The 17,977-nt window shown below is 67.4% G+C and carries 18 protein-coding genes; 10 read left to right on the forward strand and 8 right to left on the reverse strand.

The genetic code is table 11. The features are described 5' to 3' along the window. The 6 genes from HB681_RS35100 to accD form a co-directional block, all read left to right on the forward strand. On the forward strand, nucleotides 1-1,306 hold a 1,306-nt coding region (locus HB681_RS35100; RefSeq protein WP_275946424.1), incomplete at its 5' end, for a FimV/HubP family polar landmark protein. 28 nt (nucleotides 1,307-1,334) lie between these two features. Continuing rightward, nucleotides 1,335-2,147, forward strand: coding sequence for a tRNA pseudouridine(38-40) synthase TruA (gene truA, locus HB681_RS35105; RefSeq protein ID WP_213959515.1), 813 nt, complete (start codon nucleotides 1,335-1,337; stop codon nucleotides 2,145-2,147). Between the two features lie 29 nt (nucleotides 2,148-2,176). Beyond that, nucleotides 2,177-2,851 carry a phosphoribosylanthranilate isomerase gene (locus HB681_RS35110; protein ID WP_256354663.1) on the forward strand — a complete coding sequence of 225 codons (675 nt, stop codon included), beginning with the start codon at nucleotides 2,177-2,179 and terminating at the stop codon, nucleotides 2,849-2,851. 56 nt (nucleotides 2,852-2,907) lie between these two features. Next, on the forward strand, nucleotides 2,908-4,191 hold the full coding sequence (gene trpB / locus HB681_RS35115) for a tryptophan synthase subunit beta (RefSeq protein ID WP_213959517.1): 1,284 nt from the start codon (nucleotides 2,908-2,910) through the stop codon (nucleotides 4,189-4,191). Further along, on the forward strand, nucleotides 4,188-5,033 hold the full coding sequence (trpA, locus tag HB681_RS35120) for a tryptophan synthase subunit alpha (protein WP_213959518.1): 846 nt from the start codon (nucleotides 4,188-4,190) through the stop codon (nucleotides 5,031-5,033). The genes trpB and trpA overlap by 4 nt, the downstream gene beginning before the upstream one ends. Nucleotides 5,034-5,218: 185 nt before the next feature. Then, on the forward strand, nucleotides 5,219-6,091 hold the full coding sequence (gene accD, locus HB681_RS35125) for an acetyl-CoA carboxylase, carboxyltransferase subunit beta (RefSeq protein ID WP_213959519.1): 873 nt from the start codon (nucleotides 5,219-5,221) through the stop codon (nucleotides 6,089-6,091). 82 nt (nucleotides 6,092-6,173) lie between these two features. Here the strand turns inward: accD and HB681_RS35130 are convergent, their stop codons facing one another. The 8 genes from HB681_RS35130 to HB681_RS35165 form a co-directional block, all read right to left on the reverse strand. After that, a complete protein-coding gene (locus HB681_RS35130) occupies nucleotides 6,174-6,845 on the reverse strand; it encodes a GntR family transcriptional regulator (RefSeq protein WP_213959520.1) in 672 nt (223 codons plus the stop codon). A gap of 23 nt (nucleotides 6,846-6,868) precedes the next feature. After that, complete coding sequence (locus tag HB681_RS35135) at nucleotides 6,869-8,173, reverse strand: FAD/NAD(P)-binding oxidoreductase (RefSeq protein ID WP_345944808.1); 1,305 nt, start codon at nucleotides 8,171-8,173, stop codon at nucleotides 6,869-6,871. Continuing rightward, a complete protein-coding gene (locus HB681_RS35140; RefSeq protein ID WP_213959559.1) occupies nucleotides 8,170-8,412 on the reverse strand; it encodes a (2Fe-2S)-binding protein in 243 nt (80 codons plus the stop codon). Before HB681_RS35140 ends, HB681_RS35135 begins: the two co-directional genes overlap by 4 nt. 11 nt (nucleotides 8,413-8,423) lie before the next feature. Then, a complete protein-coding gene (locus HB681_RS35145; protein ID WP_213959522.1) occupies nucleotides 8,424-9,530 on the reverse strand; it encodes an FAD-dependent oxidoreductase in 1,107 nt (368 codons plus the stop codon). 204 nt (nucleotides 9,531-9,734) lie between these two features. Continuing rightward, entirely contained in the window at nucleotides 9,735-10,670 is a 936-nt protein-coding gene (locus tag HB681_RS35150; RefSeq protein WP_213959523.1) for a 4-hydroxyproline epimerase, read from the reverse strand. Nucleotides 10,671-10,676: 6 nt separating this feature from the next. After that, a complete protein-coding gene (locus HB681_RS35155) occupies nucleotides 10,677-11,810 on the reverse strand; it encodes a branched-chain amino acid ABC transporter substrate-binding protein (protein ID WP_213959524.1) in 1,134 nt (377 codons plus the stop codon). A gap of 44 nt (nucleotides 11,811-11,854) precedes the next feature. After that, nucleotides 11,855-12,769 carry a dihydrodipicolinate synthase family protein gene (locus HB681_RS35160; protein WP_213959525.1) on the reverse strand — a complete coding sequence of 305 codons (915 nt, stop codon included), beginning with the start codon at nucleotides 12,767-12,769 and terminating at the stop codon, nucleotides 11,855-11,857. Between the two features lie 158 nt (nucleotides 12,770-12,927). After that, nucleotides 12,928-13,479 (reverse strand): YggT family protein, encoded by a 552-nt coding sequence (locus HB681_RS35165; protein WP_213959526.1) that lies wholly within the window; start codon nucleotides 13,477-13,479, stop codon nucleotides 12,928-12,930. Nucleotides 13,480-13,610: 131 nt separating this feature from the next. Here HB681_RS35165 and HB681_RS35170 point away from each other — a divergent pair, with 131 nt between their 5' ends. The 4 genes from HB681_RS35170 (at nucleotide 13,611) to HB681_RS35185 (ending at nucleotide 17,955) form a co-directional block, all read left to right on the forward strand. After that, nucleotides 13,611-14,261, forward strand: a complete 651-nt coding sequence (locus HB681_RS35170; protein ID WP_213959527.1) for an LON peptidase substrate-binding domain-containing protein — start codon at nucleotides 13,611-13,613, stop codon at nucleotides 14,259-14,261. Between the two features lie 152 nt (nucleotides 14,262-14,413). Next, nucleotides 14,414-15,973, forward strand: coding sequence for a lysine--tRNA ligase (gene lysS, locus HB681_RS35175; protein WP_213959528.1), 1,560 nt, complete (start codon nucleotides 14,414-14,416; stop codon nucleotides 15,971-15,973). 175 nt (nucleotides 15,974-16,148) lie between these two features. Further along, entirely contained in the window at nucleotides 16,149-17,417 is a 1,269-nt protein-coding gene (locus tag HB681_RS35180; protein ID WP_213959529.1) for an Hsp70 family protein, read from the forward strand. 13 nt (nucleotides 17,418-17,430) lie between these two features. Further along, entirely contained in the window at nucleotides 17,431-17,955 is a 525-nt protein-coding gene (locus HB681_RS35185; RefSeq protein WP_213959530.1) for a YgjP-like metallopeptidase domain-containing protein, read from the forward strand. The last annotated feature ends 22 nt before the right edge of the window (nucleotides 17,956-17,977 follow it).

Here is a 17,977-nt window from a genome sequence, read left to right on the forward strand (position 1 = left end):
AGCAGCCACGCCCGCGCCTGCCGCAGCCAAGCCGCCGGCCGCCACGCCGGTGAAAGCGGCTGCACCCGCCGAGCGCGGCTTCTTCGCGGAGTTGATGGACAGCCCGCTGATGCTCGGCGCCGCTGCGCTGGTCGCCCTGCTCATCGGGTTCCTGCTCTACCGTGTGCTCGGCCGCAAGCGCCAGGACGCGGGCGACAGCGTGTTCCTGGAGAGCCGCATCCCCAAGGACTCCTTCTTCGGCGCCAGCGGTGGCGAATCGGTCGACACCAAGAACCGCGGCGCGACCGCGTCGTCGCTCTCGTACTCGCCAAGCCAGCTCGATGCCGGCGACGTGGACCCGGTGGCCGAAGCCGATGTCTACCTCGCCTATGGCCGCGACCTGCAAGCCGAGGAAATCCTGCGCGAGGCCCTGCGTGTCACGCCGGAACGCACCGCCATCCACCTCAAGCTGCTCGAGATCCATGCCAAGCGCCGCGACCTGCGCGCCTACGAAGCCCTGGCCGCCGACGTGCACAAGCTGACAGGCGGCACCGGCACCGAGTGGAACCGCGTGGTCGAGATGGGTCGCGAACTGGACCCGGGCAACCCGCTGTACCAACCCGGCGCACGCTCGCTGCCAGCGAGCGCGGCGCCCCTCTCGAGCGCGGACGACAGCCCGGTCACCATCCCGATGGAACCCACGGCCGTGCGGGCCGCACGCGAACCCATCGCAGCGCCGCCGGCCTTCGTGGCATCGGTAGCGCCGCTCGACTTCGACCTCGATCTGAGCAAGCCCCCGGTTGCCAAGGCGCCCGTGCAGCCGGTTCCGATCCCGGTCGCCGTCCCCGTGCCCACGCCGCCAAGCGCCAGCCTGCCGCCGGCACGTCCAGCCGTCATCCCGGACATCGACGACTACGAGCGCACCGTGCGCGCCCCGCTCGACGACGGCCACCAGCACACCGAGTTCGCCAACGATTTCGACACGGCCCCCGCCGCGCTGGAACCGATGCGCCGCGCGCCCTCGCACCACGACGACGAACGCACCCAGCCGGCCACGCTGCGCGCCGGCCTGCCCGGCGATTCGGGCTTCATCGAATTCGACATGAGTTCCATGACCGGCCGTGCGCCGCTCGAAACCAGCCGGGGCAGCCTCGAAGGCCATGACGACCCGCACGAGAGCCCGCATGCGATCAAGCTGTCGCTGGCGCGTGAACTGCAAGCCATCGGCGATGCCGAAGGCGCTCGCTCGCTGGTCGAGGAAGTGGCGGCCGAAGCCACCGGCGACCTCAAGGCCGAAGCCAGGCAGTTGCTGACGCAGCTCGCCTGAACCATGCCCCGCCCATGACCGTTGCGCTGTGAGGCTGGCCCTCGGCATTCGCTACAACGGTCAGGGCTACCAGGGCTGGCAGAGCCAGCTCTCCGGGCTGACAGTGCAGGACAAGCTGGAGAAGGCCCTGGCGGACTTCGCCCAGCGACGCATCGGCACCCTCTGCGCGGGTCGCACCGATGCCGGTGTACACGGCATCCTTCAGGTCATCCATTTCGACACCGACGTCGAGCGCACGCCCAACTCCTGGGTGCGCGGCACCAACCGCTTCCTGCCGGACGACATCGCGGTGCAATGGGCCGTGCCGGTGCCCGACGAGTTCCACTGCCGCGCGCAGGCGCTGGCGCGCCGCTACCTGTACCTGCTCTCGCAATCGCCGGTGCGGCCGAGCCTGGAGGCGGGCCGCGTCGGCTGGTCGATGCGCGCCTTGGATGGCGACGCCATGCGCGCTGCTGCGGCGCTGCTGGTCGGCGAACATGATTTCAGTTCGTTCCGGGCGTCGGCCTGCCAAGCGAAGTCGCCGGTGAAGAACCTGCGCCGCATCGAGGTCCAGCGCATCGGCGAGGGCGAGCGCTGCCGCTGGCAGTTCGAATTCGAGGCCGACGCGTTTCTGCATCACATGATCCGCAACATCATGGGCTGCCTGGTGCGCATCGGCCATGGCGACGAGCGGCCGGAGTGGATCGCCGAGGTCTTGCAGGCACGCAGCCGCGTCGTCGCCGCGCCGACGTTTTCTCCCGACGGGCTCTACTTCCTTGGGCCGTTGTACGACGCCAGGTGGGGCTTGCCGGCCGAGGCGACGATGCAGTCCGACCGCCCTGCCTATGATGGCTGGGCATGAGCGCGGCGCCACGCTGCGCCAGCCAAGAAATGACCCCCACGACCCGAATCAAGATCTGCGGGCTGACCCGCGAGCAGGACGTCGATGCCGTCGTCGAAGCCGGCGCCGACGCGATCGGCTTCGTGCTCTACGCCAGGAGCCCCCGCGCCGTGAGCGCCGAACGCGCGGCCGCACTGGCTTCCCGGCTGCCGCCCTTTGTCACGCCCGTGCTGCTGTTCGTCAATGAAGGCGCCGCCACCACCATTGCATCGCTCGCCCGCGTGGCAGGTGCCATGGCCCAGTTCCACGGCGACGAATCGCCCGCACAATGCGACGAAGGCGCCGGCAACGGCCGATTCCGCTACATGCGCGCCGCCCGCATTCCGATCGGTGCGGCCGGCGCGGCCTTCGACCTCGTAAAATACGCGGCTGATTTCTCCAACGCCCAGGCCATCCTGCTCGACGCGCATGTCGACGGATTCGGCGGAGGCGGCAAGGCATTCGATTGGTCACTCCTTCCACACGTCGCAAACGCTCACCTCGTCTTGTCTGGTGGGTTGTCGCCTGCCAACGTCGGCGATGGCATCCGTGCGCTGCGCCCGCGTTGCAAGACGCTGGCCGTTGACGTGAGTTCCGGCGTGGAAGCCTCAAAGGGCATCAAGGACGCCGGCAAGATCCGCGAATTCATTGCCGCCGTACGCGCGGCGGATTCGACCGCCACCTGACCGTCGCACCCCATGTTTCCTCCGGGCGTGGGCTGCGGCCAACGAGCTAGAGAAACATGGACACCACCACCTACCAGCAACCCGACGCCAGCGGCCACTTCGGCCCCTATGGCGGCACCTTCGCCAGCGAGACGCTGACCCACGCGATCAACGAACTGCGCGATGCCTACGCGCGCTTCAAGGACGATCCGGCCTTCCTCGCCGAATTCCACTACGAGCTGAAGCACTTCGTCGGCCGGCCCTCGCCGGTCTACCACGCGGCGCGCACCAGCCAGGAAATGGGCGGCGCCCAGATCTACCTGAAGCGCGAAGACCTCAACCACACCGGCGCGCACAAGATCAACAACGTGATCGGCCAGGCCATGCTGGCCAAGCGCATGGGCAAGCCGCGCGTGATCGCCGAGACCGGCGCCGGCCAGCACGGCGTGGCCACAGCCACCATCTGCGCGCGCTACGGGCTTGAATGCGTGGTCTACATGGGCAGCCAGGACGTGAAGCGCCAGAGCCCGAACGTCTACCGCATGAACCTGCTGGGCGCGACCGTGGTGCCGGTGGAATCGGGCAGCAAGACGCTCAAGGACGCGCTCAACGAGGCCATGCGCGACTGGGTCACCAATGTCGAGAACACCTTCTACATCATCGGCACCGTGGCCGGCCCGCACCCGTACCCGACGATGGTGCGCGACTTCCAGAGCGTGATCGGCATCGAGTGCGTCGACCAGATGCCGGCCATGCTGGCGGCGCAGGGCATCACCGGCGAGGCGGAAGGCAGGCAGCCCGACGTGGTGGTCGCCTGCGTGGGCGGCGGCAGCAATGCGATGGGCATCTTCTACCCGTACATCCCGTTCAGGAACACGCGGCTGATCGGCGTGGAAGCGGCCGGCGAAGGGCTCGACAGCGGCAAGCATTCCGCCTCGATCCTGCGCGGCAGCTCGGGCGTGCTGCATGGCAACCGCACCTACCTGCTGCAGAACGAGGACGGCCAGATCACCGAGACGCACAGCATCAGCGCCGGCCTGGACTACCCCGGCGTCGGCCCCGAGCACGCGTACCTGGCCGACATCGGCCGCGCCGAATACGTCGGCATCACCGACGAGGAAGCGCTGCATGCGTTCCACTACCTGTGCCGAACCGAAGGCATCATCCCCGCCCTTGAATCCAGCCATGCGATGGCCTATGCGATGAAGCTTGCGAAGACCATGCGACCCGACCAATCGATCCTTGTGAACCTTTCGGGTCGCGGCGACAAGGACATCGGGACGGTGGCCGATTTGTCGGGCGTCGATTTCTACGACCGCCCGTCGATGCGCGGCCTGCAAGTAAAAGGAGGCAAAGCATGAGCCGCATCGCTGCAACCTTCGAGGCGCTCCAGAAGCAGGGCCGGCGCGCGCTGATCCCCTATGTGACCGCCGGTTTCCCCTTCGCCGACATCACGCCGGAGCTGATGCACGGCATGGTCAAGGCCGGCGCCGACGTCATTGAACTCGGCGTGCCTTTCTCCGACCCGATGGCCGATGGGCCGGTGATCCAGCAGGCCGGTGAGAGGGCGCTGGCGCTGGGCATCGGCATGAGGCAGGTGCTGGCGATGGTCGCCGAATTTCGAAAGTCCGACGCGCAGACACCGGTGGTCCTGATGGGCTACGCCAACCCGGTCGAGCGCTACGACGGCATCCACGGCAAGGGCGCGTTCGTGCGCGATGCGGCGGCAGCCGGCGTCGACGGCGTGCTGATCGTCGACTACCCGCCGGAAGAATGCGAGGACTTCGCGGCCGCGCTGCGCGCCGCCAACATCGACCTGATCTTCCTGCTGGCCCCGACCAGCACCGACGAGCGCATGGCGCAGGTGGCACGCTTGGCCAGCGGCTATGTCTACTACGTCTCGCTCAAGGGCGTGACGGGCGCGGGGCACCTCGATACCGACGCGGTCGGACAGATGCTTCCGCGCATCCGCAGGCACGTGAGCATTCCGGTGGGCGTGGGCTTCGGCATCCGGGATGCGCGCACGGCGCAGGCGGTGGGCGCGGCAGCGGACGCGGTCGTGATCGGCACCAAAATCATCCAGTTGATCGAGGAACAGCCGCGTGACAAGGTGGTTCCGGTGGTGGGCGAGTTCCTGGCGGGGATTCGCCAAGCGCTGGATTCGCTGCCGGCGGCTACCGCGAAGGGCGTGGCTGGTCGATAATTGATCGTTTCGCCCTCACCCCGGGCCTCCCGGCCCTCTCCTGCTTGCGGGAGGGGAGTGAGCAGAGGGGCTGGTCGATGACTCCACGTTTTTCCCTCACCCCGACCCTCTCCCGCTTGCGGGAGAGGGAGTGAATGGTCAAGAAGGTGCCCTTCTTGAATTCTCAGGATTCCAGGATTTCTTATATGAGCTGGCTTGAAAAACTGCTTCCGTCCAAGATCGTCCAGACCGACCCGAGCGAGCGTCGGCAGGTGCCCGAAGGCCTGTGGATCAAATGCCCGAGTTGCGAGACGGTGCTTTACAAGACCGACCTCGAGCACAACCAGAATGTCTGCCCGAGCTGCAGCCATCACCATCGGATCGGCGCCCGCGCGCGGCTCAACGCCTTTCTCGACGCGGAAGGCCGCTACGAACTCGGCCAGGAAGTGCTGCCGGTCGACGCGCTCAAGTTCAAGGACAGCCGCAAATACCCCGAGCGCCTGAAAGAAGCGCTCGAGAGCACCGGCGAGACCGATGCGCTGGTGGTCATGGGCGGCTCGGTGCACTCCATCAGCGTGGTGGTCGCCTGCTTCGAGTTCGAGTTCATGGGCGGCAGCATGGGCAGCGTGGTCGGCGAGCGCTTCGTGCGCGGCGTCGAGACCGCGATCGAGCAGAAGGTGCCCTTCATCTGCTTCACCGCCACCGGCGGCGCGCGCATGCAGGAAGGCCTGCTGTCGCTGATGCAGATGGCCAAGACCAATGCGGCGCTCACGCGACTGGCCAAGAAGGGCTTGCCCTACATCAGCGTGCTGACCGACCCGACCATGGGCGGTGTCTCGGCCGGCTTTGCGTTCGTGGGCGACGTGGTGATCGCGGAGCCCAAGGCGCTGATCGGCTTTGCCGGCCCGCGCGTCATCGAATCCACCGTGCGAGTGACCTTGCCCGAAGGCTTCCAGCGCGCCGAGTTCCTGCAGACCAAGGGCGCGATCGACTTCATCAGCGACCGCCGCGAACTGCGCAAGACGATTGCCAGCACGCTGGCCATGCTGCTGCGCCAACCCGCCGACGCGGTGTCCTGAAGTCCTGTGGCAACACCGACGGCCCGGCAAAGCCGGTTCCGTGGTGTTCCCGGGATTTGGCGGCCCCGGTTTCCGACGCCGCTTACTTGTCGATGACCCGTCGCGCGAATCTCTCGAGGTAGTCCAGCAACTGGTTGGCGCCGGCCACGGCCGCGGCCTCGTCGCCCGTGGCGATGCCTTCTGCGAGTTTCATGTGCATGCGCGCGGCTTCGCCGATCTCGCCCTCGTGCTGGTAGGCGTACCAGAAGCGGCGGCATTGCACGACCAGCGGCACCACGCACTTGACCGCCGACTGGTTGTGGCTGGCCTGGTGGTTGACCACGTCGAGTTCGTGGTCGGCCTGCATGTAGTCATGGAGATTGCCGCGCGACGCGGCCTTGATCATCTTCCCGGCGCGCAGGACGATGGCCTTGCGCTGCTCGGCCGTGGCCCGGCGCGCCGAACATCCTGCTATCAGGCACTCCAGCACGCGGCGCGTCTGGATCACGTCCAGGTGGTCGGCCAGGTCGATGGATGACACCAGCAGGCCGCGACGCGGCTGCTGCACGACCAGCCCGCTGGACACCATGCGCAGCAGCGCCTCGCGCACCGGCGTGCGCCCCAAGCCCGTGCGCTCCACCAGGTCGCCCTCGACCACGGGGCTGCCCGGCTCGAGTTGCAGCGTGGCGATCAATGCCTCGATGGCGTCGTACGCGACGTCCGCGGCGCGGCGCTTGGACGGTGCGGGAGAGGCTGCGGGGGCGAGTGAAGGCATGGCGGGGGCGCTGTCTGCGGGCCTCATTCTCCCTGCGTCATGGGGGAATCCGGAAGCGGCGGCGCGAAGCCGGCAAGGGTGGAGGCGCGCACCGGCGACAACGGGGGACGCGGCGTCCCTGGCGACCAGCCAAACAGAAACTGCGCCGCCGCCCCGCAGACCCGACCTTGGCAAGCTCCCATGCCGCAGCGCGTGTGCAGCTTGGCATCGTTCCAGTCGGCGCAGCCGGTCAGCGCGCCCAGCGGCACGTCCTCGCAGCGGCAGAAGACGGTGTCCGGTTGCGCCAGCGTGCGAATCCCTGCCCCGGGCGAGAAGCGGCGATGCAGTTGCACGGCGAAAGCGTCCCAGCGTGCCAGCGCCTCGCGCATGCCATCCGACGGAATGGTGCGCCCCACCGCCGAATGCCCCGCGATCGCACCCTGCAGCAGCGCCCGCTCGCTGCCGCCGATGCCGGTGCATTCGCCGGCGGCGAAGATGTCCGGCACGCTGGTCGCCTGGTTGGCATTCACGTTGAGCGCGGGTCCGCTTGGCCGCGGCGTGACCGCGCAACCCAGCATGCGGCCCAGTTCGGTGTTGGGCACCAGGCCGAAGCCGCATGCGAGGCGATCGCAGGCGAACTCCTCCATCCCGCCGTGCCCGCGCCGAAGCGTCACCGATGCCAGGCGACCATGGCCCCGGGCCGAAAGCACGTGGGTGCTGCTGCGGTAGCCCGGGTGCATCAGGTTCAGCGCCTGCAGCGCCTTGCCCGGCCACCGCGCCAGCTGCGCAGCGAAACCGAGCACGTCGCGCAGCGGGGCCTGCTCCGCCACGCGCAACACCCTGGCGCCAGCCTGGGCGGCGGTGGCAGCCGCGGCGAGCAGCAAGGGCCCGGTGCCCGCGACCACGATGCGTTCGCCCTTGACCGGCATGCCGCCCTTGATCAACGCCTGCAACGCGCCGGCGCCGGTCACGCCGGGAAGGGTCCAGCCTGCAAAGGGCAGCAGCAGTTCACGGGCGCCCGTGCACAGGATCAGCTTCTTCCATTGCAGCAGCCACCCGCGTTCCGCGTCTTCCAGCAACAGTTGCCGCGCGCGGGGCGCAGCGACCACGCGCGTGCCACAGTGGACGCGGATGTTGGCGCGCTGGACCATGGCGTTGCGGGACTCGCGCGCCGCCGCAGGCAGCTCGACGCCCGGTCCATCGCGCCAGATCTGGCCACCCGGCGCCGGGTTGTCGTCGATGACGACCACCGAGCCCCCGCCGAAAGCCGCCGCGACCGCCGCGGCCATGCCTGCCGGGCCGGCGCCGATGACGAGGACATCGCATTCGTCGAGCGTGAGCTGGGTCACGTCAGTGTCTCCACTTGCATTCCGGCGACGCAGGCGGTCTGGCAGGCCAGGCGGCGCGCGCCGTCGATGGTCACGCGGCATTCCTGGCAGATGCCCATGCCGCAGAACGGCGCACGCAGTTCGCCACTGACGGAGCGACGCGCCACACCCAACCCGGCGACGTCCGCGATGCGCAGCGCAGCGGCCACCGAACTCCCGGCCGAGACAGCGACTGGTTTGCCGTCGATTTGCAACACGATGGACGCATGCTTCATGCCGCAGTCGCCTGTACAAAGCGCCCTGCCGCGTAGGGCGCCGGGTCGAAAGCCGCGGTGCGCCCCGTCATCAGGGCGGCCAGCAAGTCGGCGCTGCCCGTGGCGGTGGTCACGCCCAGGCCTTCATGCCCCACGGCCAGCCAGAGGCTTTCGCGCGAAGGATGCGGGCCCAGCAGCGGCAGGCTGTCGGGCGTGGCGGCGCGCAGGCCGGTCCAGGTTCGCAGGATGTTGAGCCCGGCCAGCCCGGGTACGTAGTCCATCGCGCGCCCCAGCATCCGGGCGAGCATGTCGGGCTCCACGCGCGGGTCGACCGTGTCGAACTGGCGCGACGAGCCCAGCAGCAACTGGCCGGTGGGCCGTGGCTGCAGGTTGAAGGCGACCGAGGGCTTTTCGCTGTGGTGCGCGCTGGTGACGTAGCCCAGTTCCACCAGCTGGTGGTGCACCGTGCCGGGGTAGCGGTCGGTGATGGCGAGATGACCCTTCTTGGGACGGATCGGAAGCCCGGGGCACAGTTGCGTGGCCTGCATGCCGTTGGCCAGCAGCACTTGCGGCGCCTGGCGCAGGCCGCCGCCGACCAGGCGCACGCGGCCGTCCTCGATGGCCTCGACCTGCGCATGCTCGACCTCGATGCGTCCACCACCCTGGGCCAGCAGCCAGCGGGCGGCGTTGGGCGCGTAGACGATCGCGTCGCCCGTGACTTCGAGCGCTCCAGCAAGGCCTGCCCGCAGCGCCGGCTCGGCGCCTGCCAGCGCTTGCGCATCGAGCATGCGGCAGGCGACGCCGTGCAGCGCCAGTCGCGCCTGCTTGTCCTCTGCGGCCGCCATCTCGGCGGCGTCGCCTGCGATCCAGAGCGTGCCGCAAGGACTCCAGGCGCAGTCGGCGGGCATGCGCGGCGCGAGGCCGCGCCACAGTTCGAGGGAGCGGCGGCTGAGTTCCAGTTCCGCCGGGTTGTCGTCCATGACGACGAGGTGCCCCATGCCGGCCCCGGTCGCGCCACCCAGGCGCGCATCCAGCACATGGACCCGCAGCCCCGCCTGAGCGAGCGCATGGGCGCAGGCGGCGCCCACGATGCCGGCGCCAATCACCAGAACATCAGCGTGCATCGGGAAGCCGACCGCGAGGCGTCGGAAGGCGTGGAAATTTCGTGGCGAGGGCGCCGCGGTTATCAAGCGATCGACGCGGCGTCGAAAGACGTGAAGATTTCGCAGCGAGGTCGCCGAGGTCGGGTTGAGGCGCGGAACTGCACTCTCGTGCAGTGAGCACCGCAGACCCGAGATCGGTGGTCGCAGTAGAAATATTCACGCCTTTCAGGGGTGGATGCCCCAGGCGAATGGATCGTCGTCATCGACCAACAGGTTGGCTTCAGCGCTGATGTGCGCACGGCCGCGCAGCGTGGGAACGACCTGGCCGCCGACCATGGCGTAGCTGGCCTCGAACACGCTGCCGATCACGCTGGCCTGGCGCCACACGTCGCCGGGCGCCAGCTTGCCGTCGGCGGCGAGGCAGGCGACCTTGGCGCTGGTGCCGGTGCCGCACGGTGAACGGTCATAGGCGTCGCCCGGGCACAGCACGAAGTTGCGGCTGTCGGCATCGTCGGTGGGGCCGGCGAAGAGTTCGATATGGTCGATCTCGGCGCCCTCGGCGCCAGTGACGCCCTGCGCCGCCAGGGCCGCGCGTACAGCGACCGTGTAGGCCGTGAGCGCGGCGAGGTTGTCGCTGGCCACGCGCTGCCCGTGATCGCTCGCCAGGAAGAACCAGTTGCCGCCCCAGGCCACGTCGCCATGCACTCGGCCATGGCCCGGCACGTCGACCGGCACCTGCGCCAGGTGGCGATACGCCGGCACATTGCGCACGCTCACCGAGCCGTCGTCGTGCAGCGTCGCGGTGACGGTGCCGACCGGCGTCTCGATCCGGTGGTCGCCGACGCCGATGCGCCCCATGTGCGCCAGCGACACGACCAGGCCGATGGTGCCGTGCCCGCACATGCCGAGGTAGCCGGTGTTGTTGAAGAAGATGACGCCGGCCGCCGCTTCGGGCGAGACCGGCTCGCAAAGCAGGGCGCCGACGACGACGTCGCTGCCGCGCGGCTCCAGCACCGTGGCCGCGCGCCATTGGTCGTGGTCACGCGCCAGCAGCGCCTTGCGCTCGGCCATGCTGCCGCGACCCAGGTCGGGGAACCCGCCGACGACGAGCCGCGTCGGTTCGCCGCCGGTGTGCGAGTCGATGACCTGGATGCGGTGCATGTCGATTCAATAGCTCGCGAGTGGCGTCGGCGCGGCGTTCTTGAACGTCGACACCGTGATCGGCGCCTGCGTCATGTTGCCCTTGTCGTCATAGCTGTAGGTGCCGACCGCGCCCTTGTAGCTCGTCTTGTTGAGGTAGGCCGCGACCTTGTTCTGGTCGACCGAAGCGGTCTTCTCGATGGCCTCGCCGATGAACATCAACTGGTCATAGAACGAGGCGGCGTAGGCATCCGGATCGAGGTTGAATCGCTTCTTGAACTTGGCCTTGAAGGCCGCGCCGCCGGCCGCCTTGTCGAGCATCGTGCCGCCCTGGGCGCAGTACACGACGTCGTTGACCGCGTCGCCGCCGATCTTGCCCATCTCGGGGCTGCAGAGCGTGTCGCCGCCCAACAGCTTGGCCGACATGCCCAGGCCCTTCATCTGCCGCACCATCGGCGCGGCCTGCGGTGCGTACCCGCCGAAGAAGATGGCCTGTGGGTCCTGCGCCTTCAGGCGCGTGAGGATCGGCTGGAAGTCGACCGATTTGTCGGTGGTGAACTCCTGGCCCACCACGGTCAGGCCCTGCTTCTTCGCTTCCTTGACGAACTCCTCGGCCACGCCCTGGCCGAAGGCGGTGCGGTCGTCGATCACGCCCACCTTGGTGGCCTTGAGCACCTTGGCCGCGTAGACGGCCATGGCCGAGCCGATCTGGTTGTCGCTCGCAATGATGCGGTACAGGTTCTTGTAGCCGCCCATGGTGACCTTGGGATTGGTGCCCACGGTCGACACCAGCGTGTCGCCCTGGCTGTAGACGCGCGACGCGGGGATGGCCACACCCGAGCAGTAGGGCCCCATGACGAACTTGACGTTGTCATCCACCAGTTTCTGCGCCACCGCGACGCCGGCCTTGGCATCGCACTGATCGTCTTCGGAGACCTGCACGAACTTCAGCGTCTTGCCGCCGACCACGATCTTCTTCGCGTTGAGTTCCTCGATGGCCAGGCGCACGCCGTTCTCGTTGTCCTTGCCGGCGAATGCGTTCGGCCCCGACAACGGCCCGGTCTGCCCGATCTTGACGACCTGTTCCTGCGCCATCGCATGACCCGCGAATGCCACGGCCGCGATGGCCGCCACCGAAACGATATTCCGCTTGTTCTTCATTCCCTTGTCTCCTTCAGTTTGTGGAAAGTCCAACCGGTTTGCCGTCAGGCCACCGATTGATATTGAACCGGCCGCGTCGCCAACGCCTTCTGCACGATCGCTTCGATGGCTTTGCGCTCGTCGCCGATCAGCGGCAAGCGTGGACGACGCATGTGCTCGGTGCCGACACCGACCAGCACATCGATCAGCTTGAGGTTCTGCACCAGTTTCGTCGATACGTCGAGGTGGAGCATCGGTGTCATCCACTGGTACAGCTTGAGCGCCTCGGCGAACCGGCCGGCTTTCACGAGGTCGTAAAGCGCCACCGTCTCGCGCGGAAAGGCGCAGCCGACACCGGCCAGCAGGCCATCGCAACCCAGCGCCAGGCCTTCGTAGGCCAGGTCGTCCACGCCGAGGAACAACTGGTAGCGGTCGCCCAGCGCATTGCGCAAGTCGGTGATGCGGCGGATGTTGTCCGTGCTTTCCTTGATGGCCGCGATCCATTGGCAATCGGCCAGTTCGACCATGTGCTCCGGCTTCAGGTCGACGCGATATGCGACCGGGTTGTTGTAGACCATCACCGGCTTCTGCGCCGCCTCGGCCATGGTGCGGACATTCAGCATCGCCTCGCGCGCATCAGCCACGTAGATGACTGACGGCATCACCATGAAGCCGGCCACGCCGAGCTTGTTGGCCCCGTCGATGTAGCGCAGCGCCTCGCGCGTGCTGGTCTCGGAGACATTGGCCAGCACCGGGATGCGACCGTTGGCGGCTTCCAGCGCGACGCGGGCGACTTCCAGCTTTTCCTCCAGCATCAGCGTGCTGGCTTCGCCGAGCGAGCCACAGGTCACCAGGCCGTGGATGCCGTTGCGGATCTGGAAGTCGATGTGCCGCGCGGTGCCTTCGGCATCGATGCTTTCATCGGCATGGAACTTGGTGGTGACGGCAGGGAAGATGCCTTGCCAGCGGGGGTTGCTCATTGCGTGACGCTCCTGGATTGGGGGCATCGCGCTCCGTGGCGAGGCCTGGAAGCGAGTTTAAATATATTAGCAAGATATCAACGATATCTTTTACCGCCTGTAGCAATCTCGTGCGCTGGGTCCGGCAAGGCGCGCCGGCGGCCCCTGTCCGGCTACCCTTACCCGAGGTGCATTGCCCAGCCCCGCAGGTCGACCAGCACGAAGGCGATGATCTGCAGCAGCACCACGGCGATGAGCGGCGTGAGGTCGACGCCGCCGATCAGCGGCACATAGCGGCGCAGCGGTCGAACCAGCGGCTTGGACAACCGGGCGATCAGGTCCTGCAGCATCGACGAGGCCCCGGGCACCCAGGACAGCACGGCATAGACGATCAGCAGCGCCATCAACCCCGAGACGGCCAGCCGCATCAAGTCGACCAGCGCCACCAGCGGCAGGGTCGTCCAGCGCGTCGCCTCGCCCATCCACATCAGGAACAGGCACTTCACCAGCACCAGCAGCCAGGCCGCCAGGGCGCTCGATAGGTCCCACCGGCGAAACGGCGGCACCACCCGGCGCAGCGGCACCACGATCCAGTCCGACACCGCGAATACGAAGCGTCCCAGCGGATTGCCGAAGGGCACACGCTGGTATTGCATGTAGAGCCGCAGCAGGCATGCGCCGCCGAGCAAGCCGACGATCACTTCCAGGAGATACGAAAAAATCTGAGTCATTGGCGCAATCAGGAACGTGCGGTGATGATAGCCACCGGTCCGGCCGGCGGCGGGCAACAATGGCGATCTGTTCCGCGCGAAAAGAGAAATGCTCGCGCGGCTCCAGCCAGCCAAACGCCAGAGAATTCGTCATGCAGCAGCCTCCCCCGACGACCACACCATTGCCGCTCTTCCCCCTGGGTACGGTGCTGTTCCCCGGCGGGTTCATGCCTTTGCGCATCTTCGAAGTGCGCTACCTCGACCTCATCAACAAGTGCTACAGGAGTGGCGAGCCCTTCGGCGTGGTGAGCCTCACGCAAGGCAGCGAGGTGCTCCGGGCCGGCGCGCAGACGGAGCGCTTCGCGGAGGTCGGGACGGTGGCCAGGATCCGTTCCTTCGATTCGCCGCAGGCCGGCCTCCTGCAGATCGAATGCGTGGGCGCCCAGCGCTTTCGCATCCACAGCAGTGCGCAGCAGCAGTACGGCCTCTGGATGGCGCAGGCGGAGACCATCGAGGACGACGTCGCGCTGGCCGTTCCCGACGACCTGCGCCATGCCGCCGTGGCGCTGCAGCGCCTGGTCGACACGCTCGCGGAGCGGCGCAGCATGCAGGCCATGCACGACATGGGCTTGCCGATCTACAAGCCCTACCGCTTCGACGATTGCGGCTGGGTGGCCAACCGCTGGTGCGAGTTCCTGCCGATCCAGACCCAGGCCAAGCAGCGACTGCTGGAACTCGACAGTCCGCTGATGCGGCTCGAACTGGTCTCCGATCTGCTCGCACACACGGGCATTGCTGAATAGTTTGCTACTTTTTTCATAGCATCCGATGCAGGATTGACGGGCACTCCGGCCCCGATCCGGGAGAACCCCATGGGCTAAAATGCCCGCCTTGCGCAACGCGACTCCCATTCGCCCGCCGCGCCCTCCCCCTCACCTGATTCGCAGCAGCACCCATGTCCGATCACCTGACGCCATCCGTTTCCACGCCCGCAACCGTCGCAGCCACGCCCGCCGTCGACGACAACCAGCTCATGGCGGAGCGTCGCGAGAAACTCAAGGCCATCCGGGCAGCCCAGGCCGAGGGCAAGGGCGTCGCCTTCCCCAACGATTTCAAGCCGGCCCACCGCGCCGCAACGCTGATCGCCGCGCACGGCGAGACCGAAGCAGAGCCCCTCGAAGCGCAAGCCGTGACGGTGAGCGTCGCCGGCCGCATGATGCTCAAGCGCGTGATGGGCAAGGCCAGCTTTGCAACCCTGCAGGATTCGACCAGCCGCATCCAGCTCTACGTCACCCGCGATGCCATCGGCGAGGAAGCCTACGCCGACTTCAAGAAGATGGACCTCGGCGACATCCTCGGCGCCGAAGGCACGCTGATGAAGACCAAGACCGGCGAGTTGTCGGTGAAGGTGACGAAGCTGCGCCTGCTGACCAAGAGCCTGCGTCCGCTGCCCGACAAGTTCCATGGCATGGCCGACCAGGAGCAGAAGTACCGCCAGCGCTATGTCGACCTGATCACCGACGAAGCCGCGCGTGCCCGCTTTGCCGCCCGCAGCAAGGCCGTGAGCGCGCTGCGCGAGTTCATGGTCGCCAACAACTTCCTCGAAGTCGAGACGCCGATGCTGCACCCCATCCCCGGGGGCGCCAATGCCAAGCCCTTCAAGACGCACCACAACGCGCTCGACCAGGAGATGTACCTGCGCATCGCGCCCGAGCTGTACCTGAAGCGCCTGATCGTCGGCGGCTTCGAGCGCGTGTTCGAGATCAACCGGAGCTACCGCAACGAAGGCATCTCGGTTCGGCACAACCCCGAGTTCACGATGATGGAGTTCTACGCGGCCTACTGGAACTACCAGGACCTGATGGACTTCACCGAGATGATCATCCGCACCATCGCGAAAAAGACCGTCGGCACCGAGCAGCTCACGTACCAGGGCAAGGCCGTGGACCTGAGCCAGCCCTTCGAGCGCCTGACGATCCGCGAAGCCATCCTCAAGCACACCGACGCCGGCGCGAATGTCGACGACGTGACCTGGCTCATCAACGCCCTGCGCAAGATCGGCCTGAGCGAAGAGAAGGACAAGCTGTCGCAACGCAGCCTTGCTTCTCTGCAGGTCATGTACTTCGAGGAGACCGTCGAAGAGAAGCTCTGGCAGCCGACCTTCATCATGGAACACCCGACCGAGATCTCGCCGCTGGCCCGCGCCAACGACGACCGGCCGGAAGTCACGGAGCGCTTCGAGCTCTACATCACCGGCCGCGAGTTCGGCAATGGCTTCAGCGAGTTGAACGATGCCGAGGACCAGGCCGCCCGCTTCAACGCGCAGGTCGCCGCCAAGGACTCCGGCGACGACGAGGCCATGTTCTACGACCACGATTTCGTGCGCGCCCTCGAATACGGCATGCCGCCCACCGGCGGCTGCGGCATCGGCATCGACCGTTTCATGATGCTCTTGACCGACTCGCCCAGCATCCGCGACGTGATCCTGTTCCCTGCCTTGCGCCGCGAGGCATAGGCCTGCCGGAATACGGGAGCGGACAGCCGTACGCAGAGGACGCGAAGGTTACGCGAAGGACGTGAAAGGAACACCAAGTTTCTTGTTTGAATTCTTTCGCGTCCTTTGCGTTTCTTCGCGACCTTCGCGTACGGTCAAGTCCGGTCCCGTGTTCGAGTTGATTGATTCCTACCGCATGAAGCGCTCACCCTCCCCCACCGCCATTGGCATCGACTTCGGCACGTCGAACTCGGCCATCGCCTCGGCGGTCGCCGACGGGCCGGCGCGACTGCTGCCGCTCGAAGGCAGCTACACGGCGATGCCGACCGCGCTCTTCTTCAACGCCGAGGACCGCAGCACGCACTTCGGCCGTGAAGCCGTTGCCCTGTACCTCGCCGGCACCGAAGGCCGGCTGATGCGCTCGCTCAAGAGCCTGCTCGGCAGCGCGCTGATGCAGGAGCAGACGGCCGTGTACGACGGCATGCTGAGCTTCGAGGACATCATCGCGCGCTACCTGCACGAACTGGCCACGCGGGCCGAGCGCGAACTGGGTCATCGGCCCGAGCGCGCCGTGATCGGCCGGCCGGTCCACTTCGTCGACGACGACGCCAAGCGCGACCAGCGCGCGGAAGACAGCCTGCGCGCAGCGGCGCGCGTCGCGGGCTTTCGCGAGGTGAGCTTCCAACTGGAGCCCATCGCCGCCGCCTTCGACTACGAGCAGCGCGTGACGAAAGAATCGCTGATCCTCATCGCCGACATCGGCGGCGGGACCTCCGACTTCACCGTGGTCCGCGTCGGCCCCGAGCGCATCGCGCGCGCCGATCGCAGCGACGACGTGCTCGCCACCACCGGCGTGCACATCGGCGGCACCGACTTCGACCAGCGCCTGAACCTCGAGCGCGTCATGCCGCACCTGGGCTTTCGCCACCTCGGGCCGCAAGGCCGCGAAGTGCCGAACACGGTGTTCTTCGAACTCTCGACCTGGCACCTGATCCACTGGCAGCAGACGCCCAAGGCCATCCGCCAGACCCAGCTCCTGCGCACCAACTACAGCGACACGCACCTGCACGATCGGCTCATGCGCGTGCTCAGGCAGGCCGATGGCCATCGCATTGCCAACGCGGTCGAGCAGGCCAAGATCGAAGCCTCGGTTTCCGATGCCGAAGTCATCATCGAACTCGACAGCGCCGAATCCGGCCTGACGACCACGCTGACACCGCTCGACATGGCGCAGCAGCTCTCGGCCCAGCTCGAATCCGTCGTCGCGTGCGCGCATACCTGCGTGCATCGGGCGGGACTTCGCAGTGGCGACCTCGACGCGATCTACCTGACCGGCGGCTCGTCCGCGCTGCGCCCCTTCCAGCAGGCATTGCGCCATGGATTCGTCGGCGTGCCGCTGATCGAGGGCGACCTGTTCGGCGGTGTCGCGGCCGGCCTCGCCTACGCGGCGCGCAGCAAGGCGTGAGGCCGGGTCGCCGATGAAGTACCTCGCCGGCTACCCGCCCGCGCTGCTGGCGCAGGTGAAGCAGCAGATGGAGACCGCCACCGGTCTCGCCGGCATGCTGCAGAAGCGTTACCCCTCCGCCCACGAGATCCGCACGGACCGCGCGCTGTACGACTACGTGAACGGCCTCAAGTCCGACTTCATGCGCAACGCGGAGCCGTTGTCGAAGGTCGCTTTCGACAGCAAGCTGCACGTCATCCGCAACGCCCTCGGCACGCACACCACGGTGCAGCGCGTGCAGGGCAGCAAGCTCAAGACCAAGCGCGAGATCCGCGTGGCCAGCCTGTTCAAGGAAGTGCCCGAGGAATGGCTGCGGATGATCGTCGTGCACGAGCTGGCGCACATGAAGCAGCGCGACCACGACAAGGCCTTCTACGCCCTCTGCACGCACATGGAGCCGGCCTACCACCAGCTCGAATTCGACCTGCGCCTGTACCTCACGCACCTCGATGCCGGCGGCGAGCGCCTCTGGCTCGCAGACGGCTCGCGCACGCAGTAGCCTGCCGCCGCGCAAATCACTG

The sequence above is a fragment of the Variovorax sp. dw_954 genome, assembly GCF_018449755.1.
Lineage (GTDB): Bacteria > Pseudomonadota > Gammaproteobacteria > Burkholderiales > Burkholderiaceae_C > Variovorax.

Bases quoted from the DNA above. Each gene is read 5' to 3' on its own strand.
- HB681_RS35110 (WP_256354663.1), top strand. From the start codon at position 2,177: ATGACCCCCACGACCCGAATCAAGATCTGCGGGCTGACCCGCGAGCAG.
- trpB (WP_213959517.1), top strand. From the start codon at position 2,908: ATGGACACCACCACCTACCAGCAACCCGACGCCAGCGGCCACTTCGGC.
- trpA (WP_213959518.1), top strand. From the start codon at position 4,188: ATGAGCCGCATCGCTGCAACCTTCGAGGCGCTCCAGAAGCAGGGCCGG.
- accD (WP_213959519.1), top strand. From the start codon at position 5,219: ATGAGCTGGCTTGAAAAACTGCTTCCGTCCAAGATCGTCCAGACCGAC.
- HB681_RS35130 (WP_213959520.1), bottom strand. From the start codon at position 6,845: ATGCCTTCACTCGCCCCCGCAGCCTCTCCCGCACCGTCCAAGCGCCGC.
- HB681_RS35145 (WP_213959522.1), bottom strand. From the start codon at position 9,530: ATGCACGCTGATGTTCTGGTGATTGGCGCCGGCATCGTGGGCGCCGCC.
- HB681_RS35150 (WP_213959523.1), bottom strand. From the start codon at position 10,670: ATGCACCGCATCCAGGTCATCGACTCGCACACCGGCGGCGAACCGACG.
- HB681_RS35155 (WP_213959524.1), bottom strand. From the start codon at position 11,810: ATGAAGAACAAGCGGAATATCGTTTCGGTGGCGGCCATCGCGGCCGTG.
- HB681_RS35160 (WP_213959525.1), bottom strand. From the start codon at position 12,769: ATGAGCAACCCCCGCTGGCAAGGCATCTTCCCTGCCGTCACCACCAAG.
- HB681_RS35165 (WP_213959526.1), bottom strand. From the start codon at position 13,479: ATGACTCAGATTTTTTCGTATCTCCTGGAAGTGATCGTCGGCTTGCTC.
- HB681_RS35170 (WP_213959527.1), top strand. From the start codon at position 13,611: ATGCAGCAGCCTCCCCCGACGACCACACCATTGCCGCTCTTCCCCCTG.
- lysS (WP_213959528.1), top strand. From the start codon at position 14,414: ATGTCCGATCACCTGACGCCATCCGTTTCCACGCCCGCAACCGTCGCA.
- HB681_RS35180 (WP_213959529.1), top strand. From the start codon at position 16,149: ATGAAGCGCTCACCCTCCCCCACCGCCATTGGCATCGACTTCGGCACG.
- HB681_RS35185 (WP_213959530.1), top strand. From the start codon at position 17,431: ATGAAGTACCTCGCCGGCTACCCGCCCGCGCTGCTGGCGCAGGTGAAG.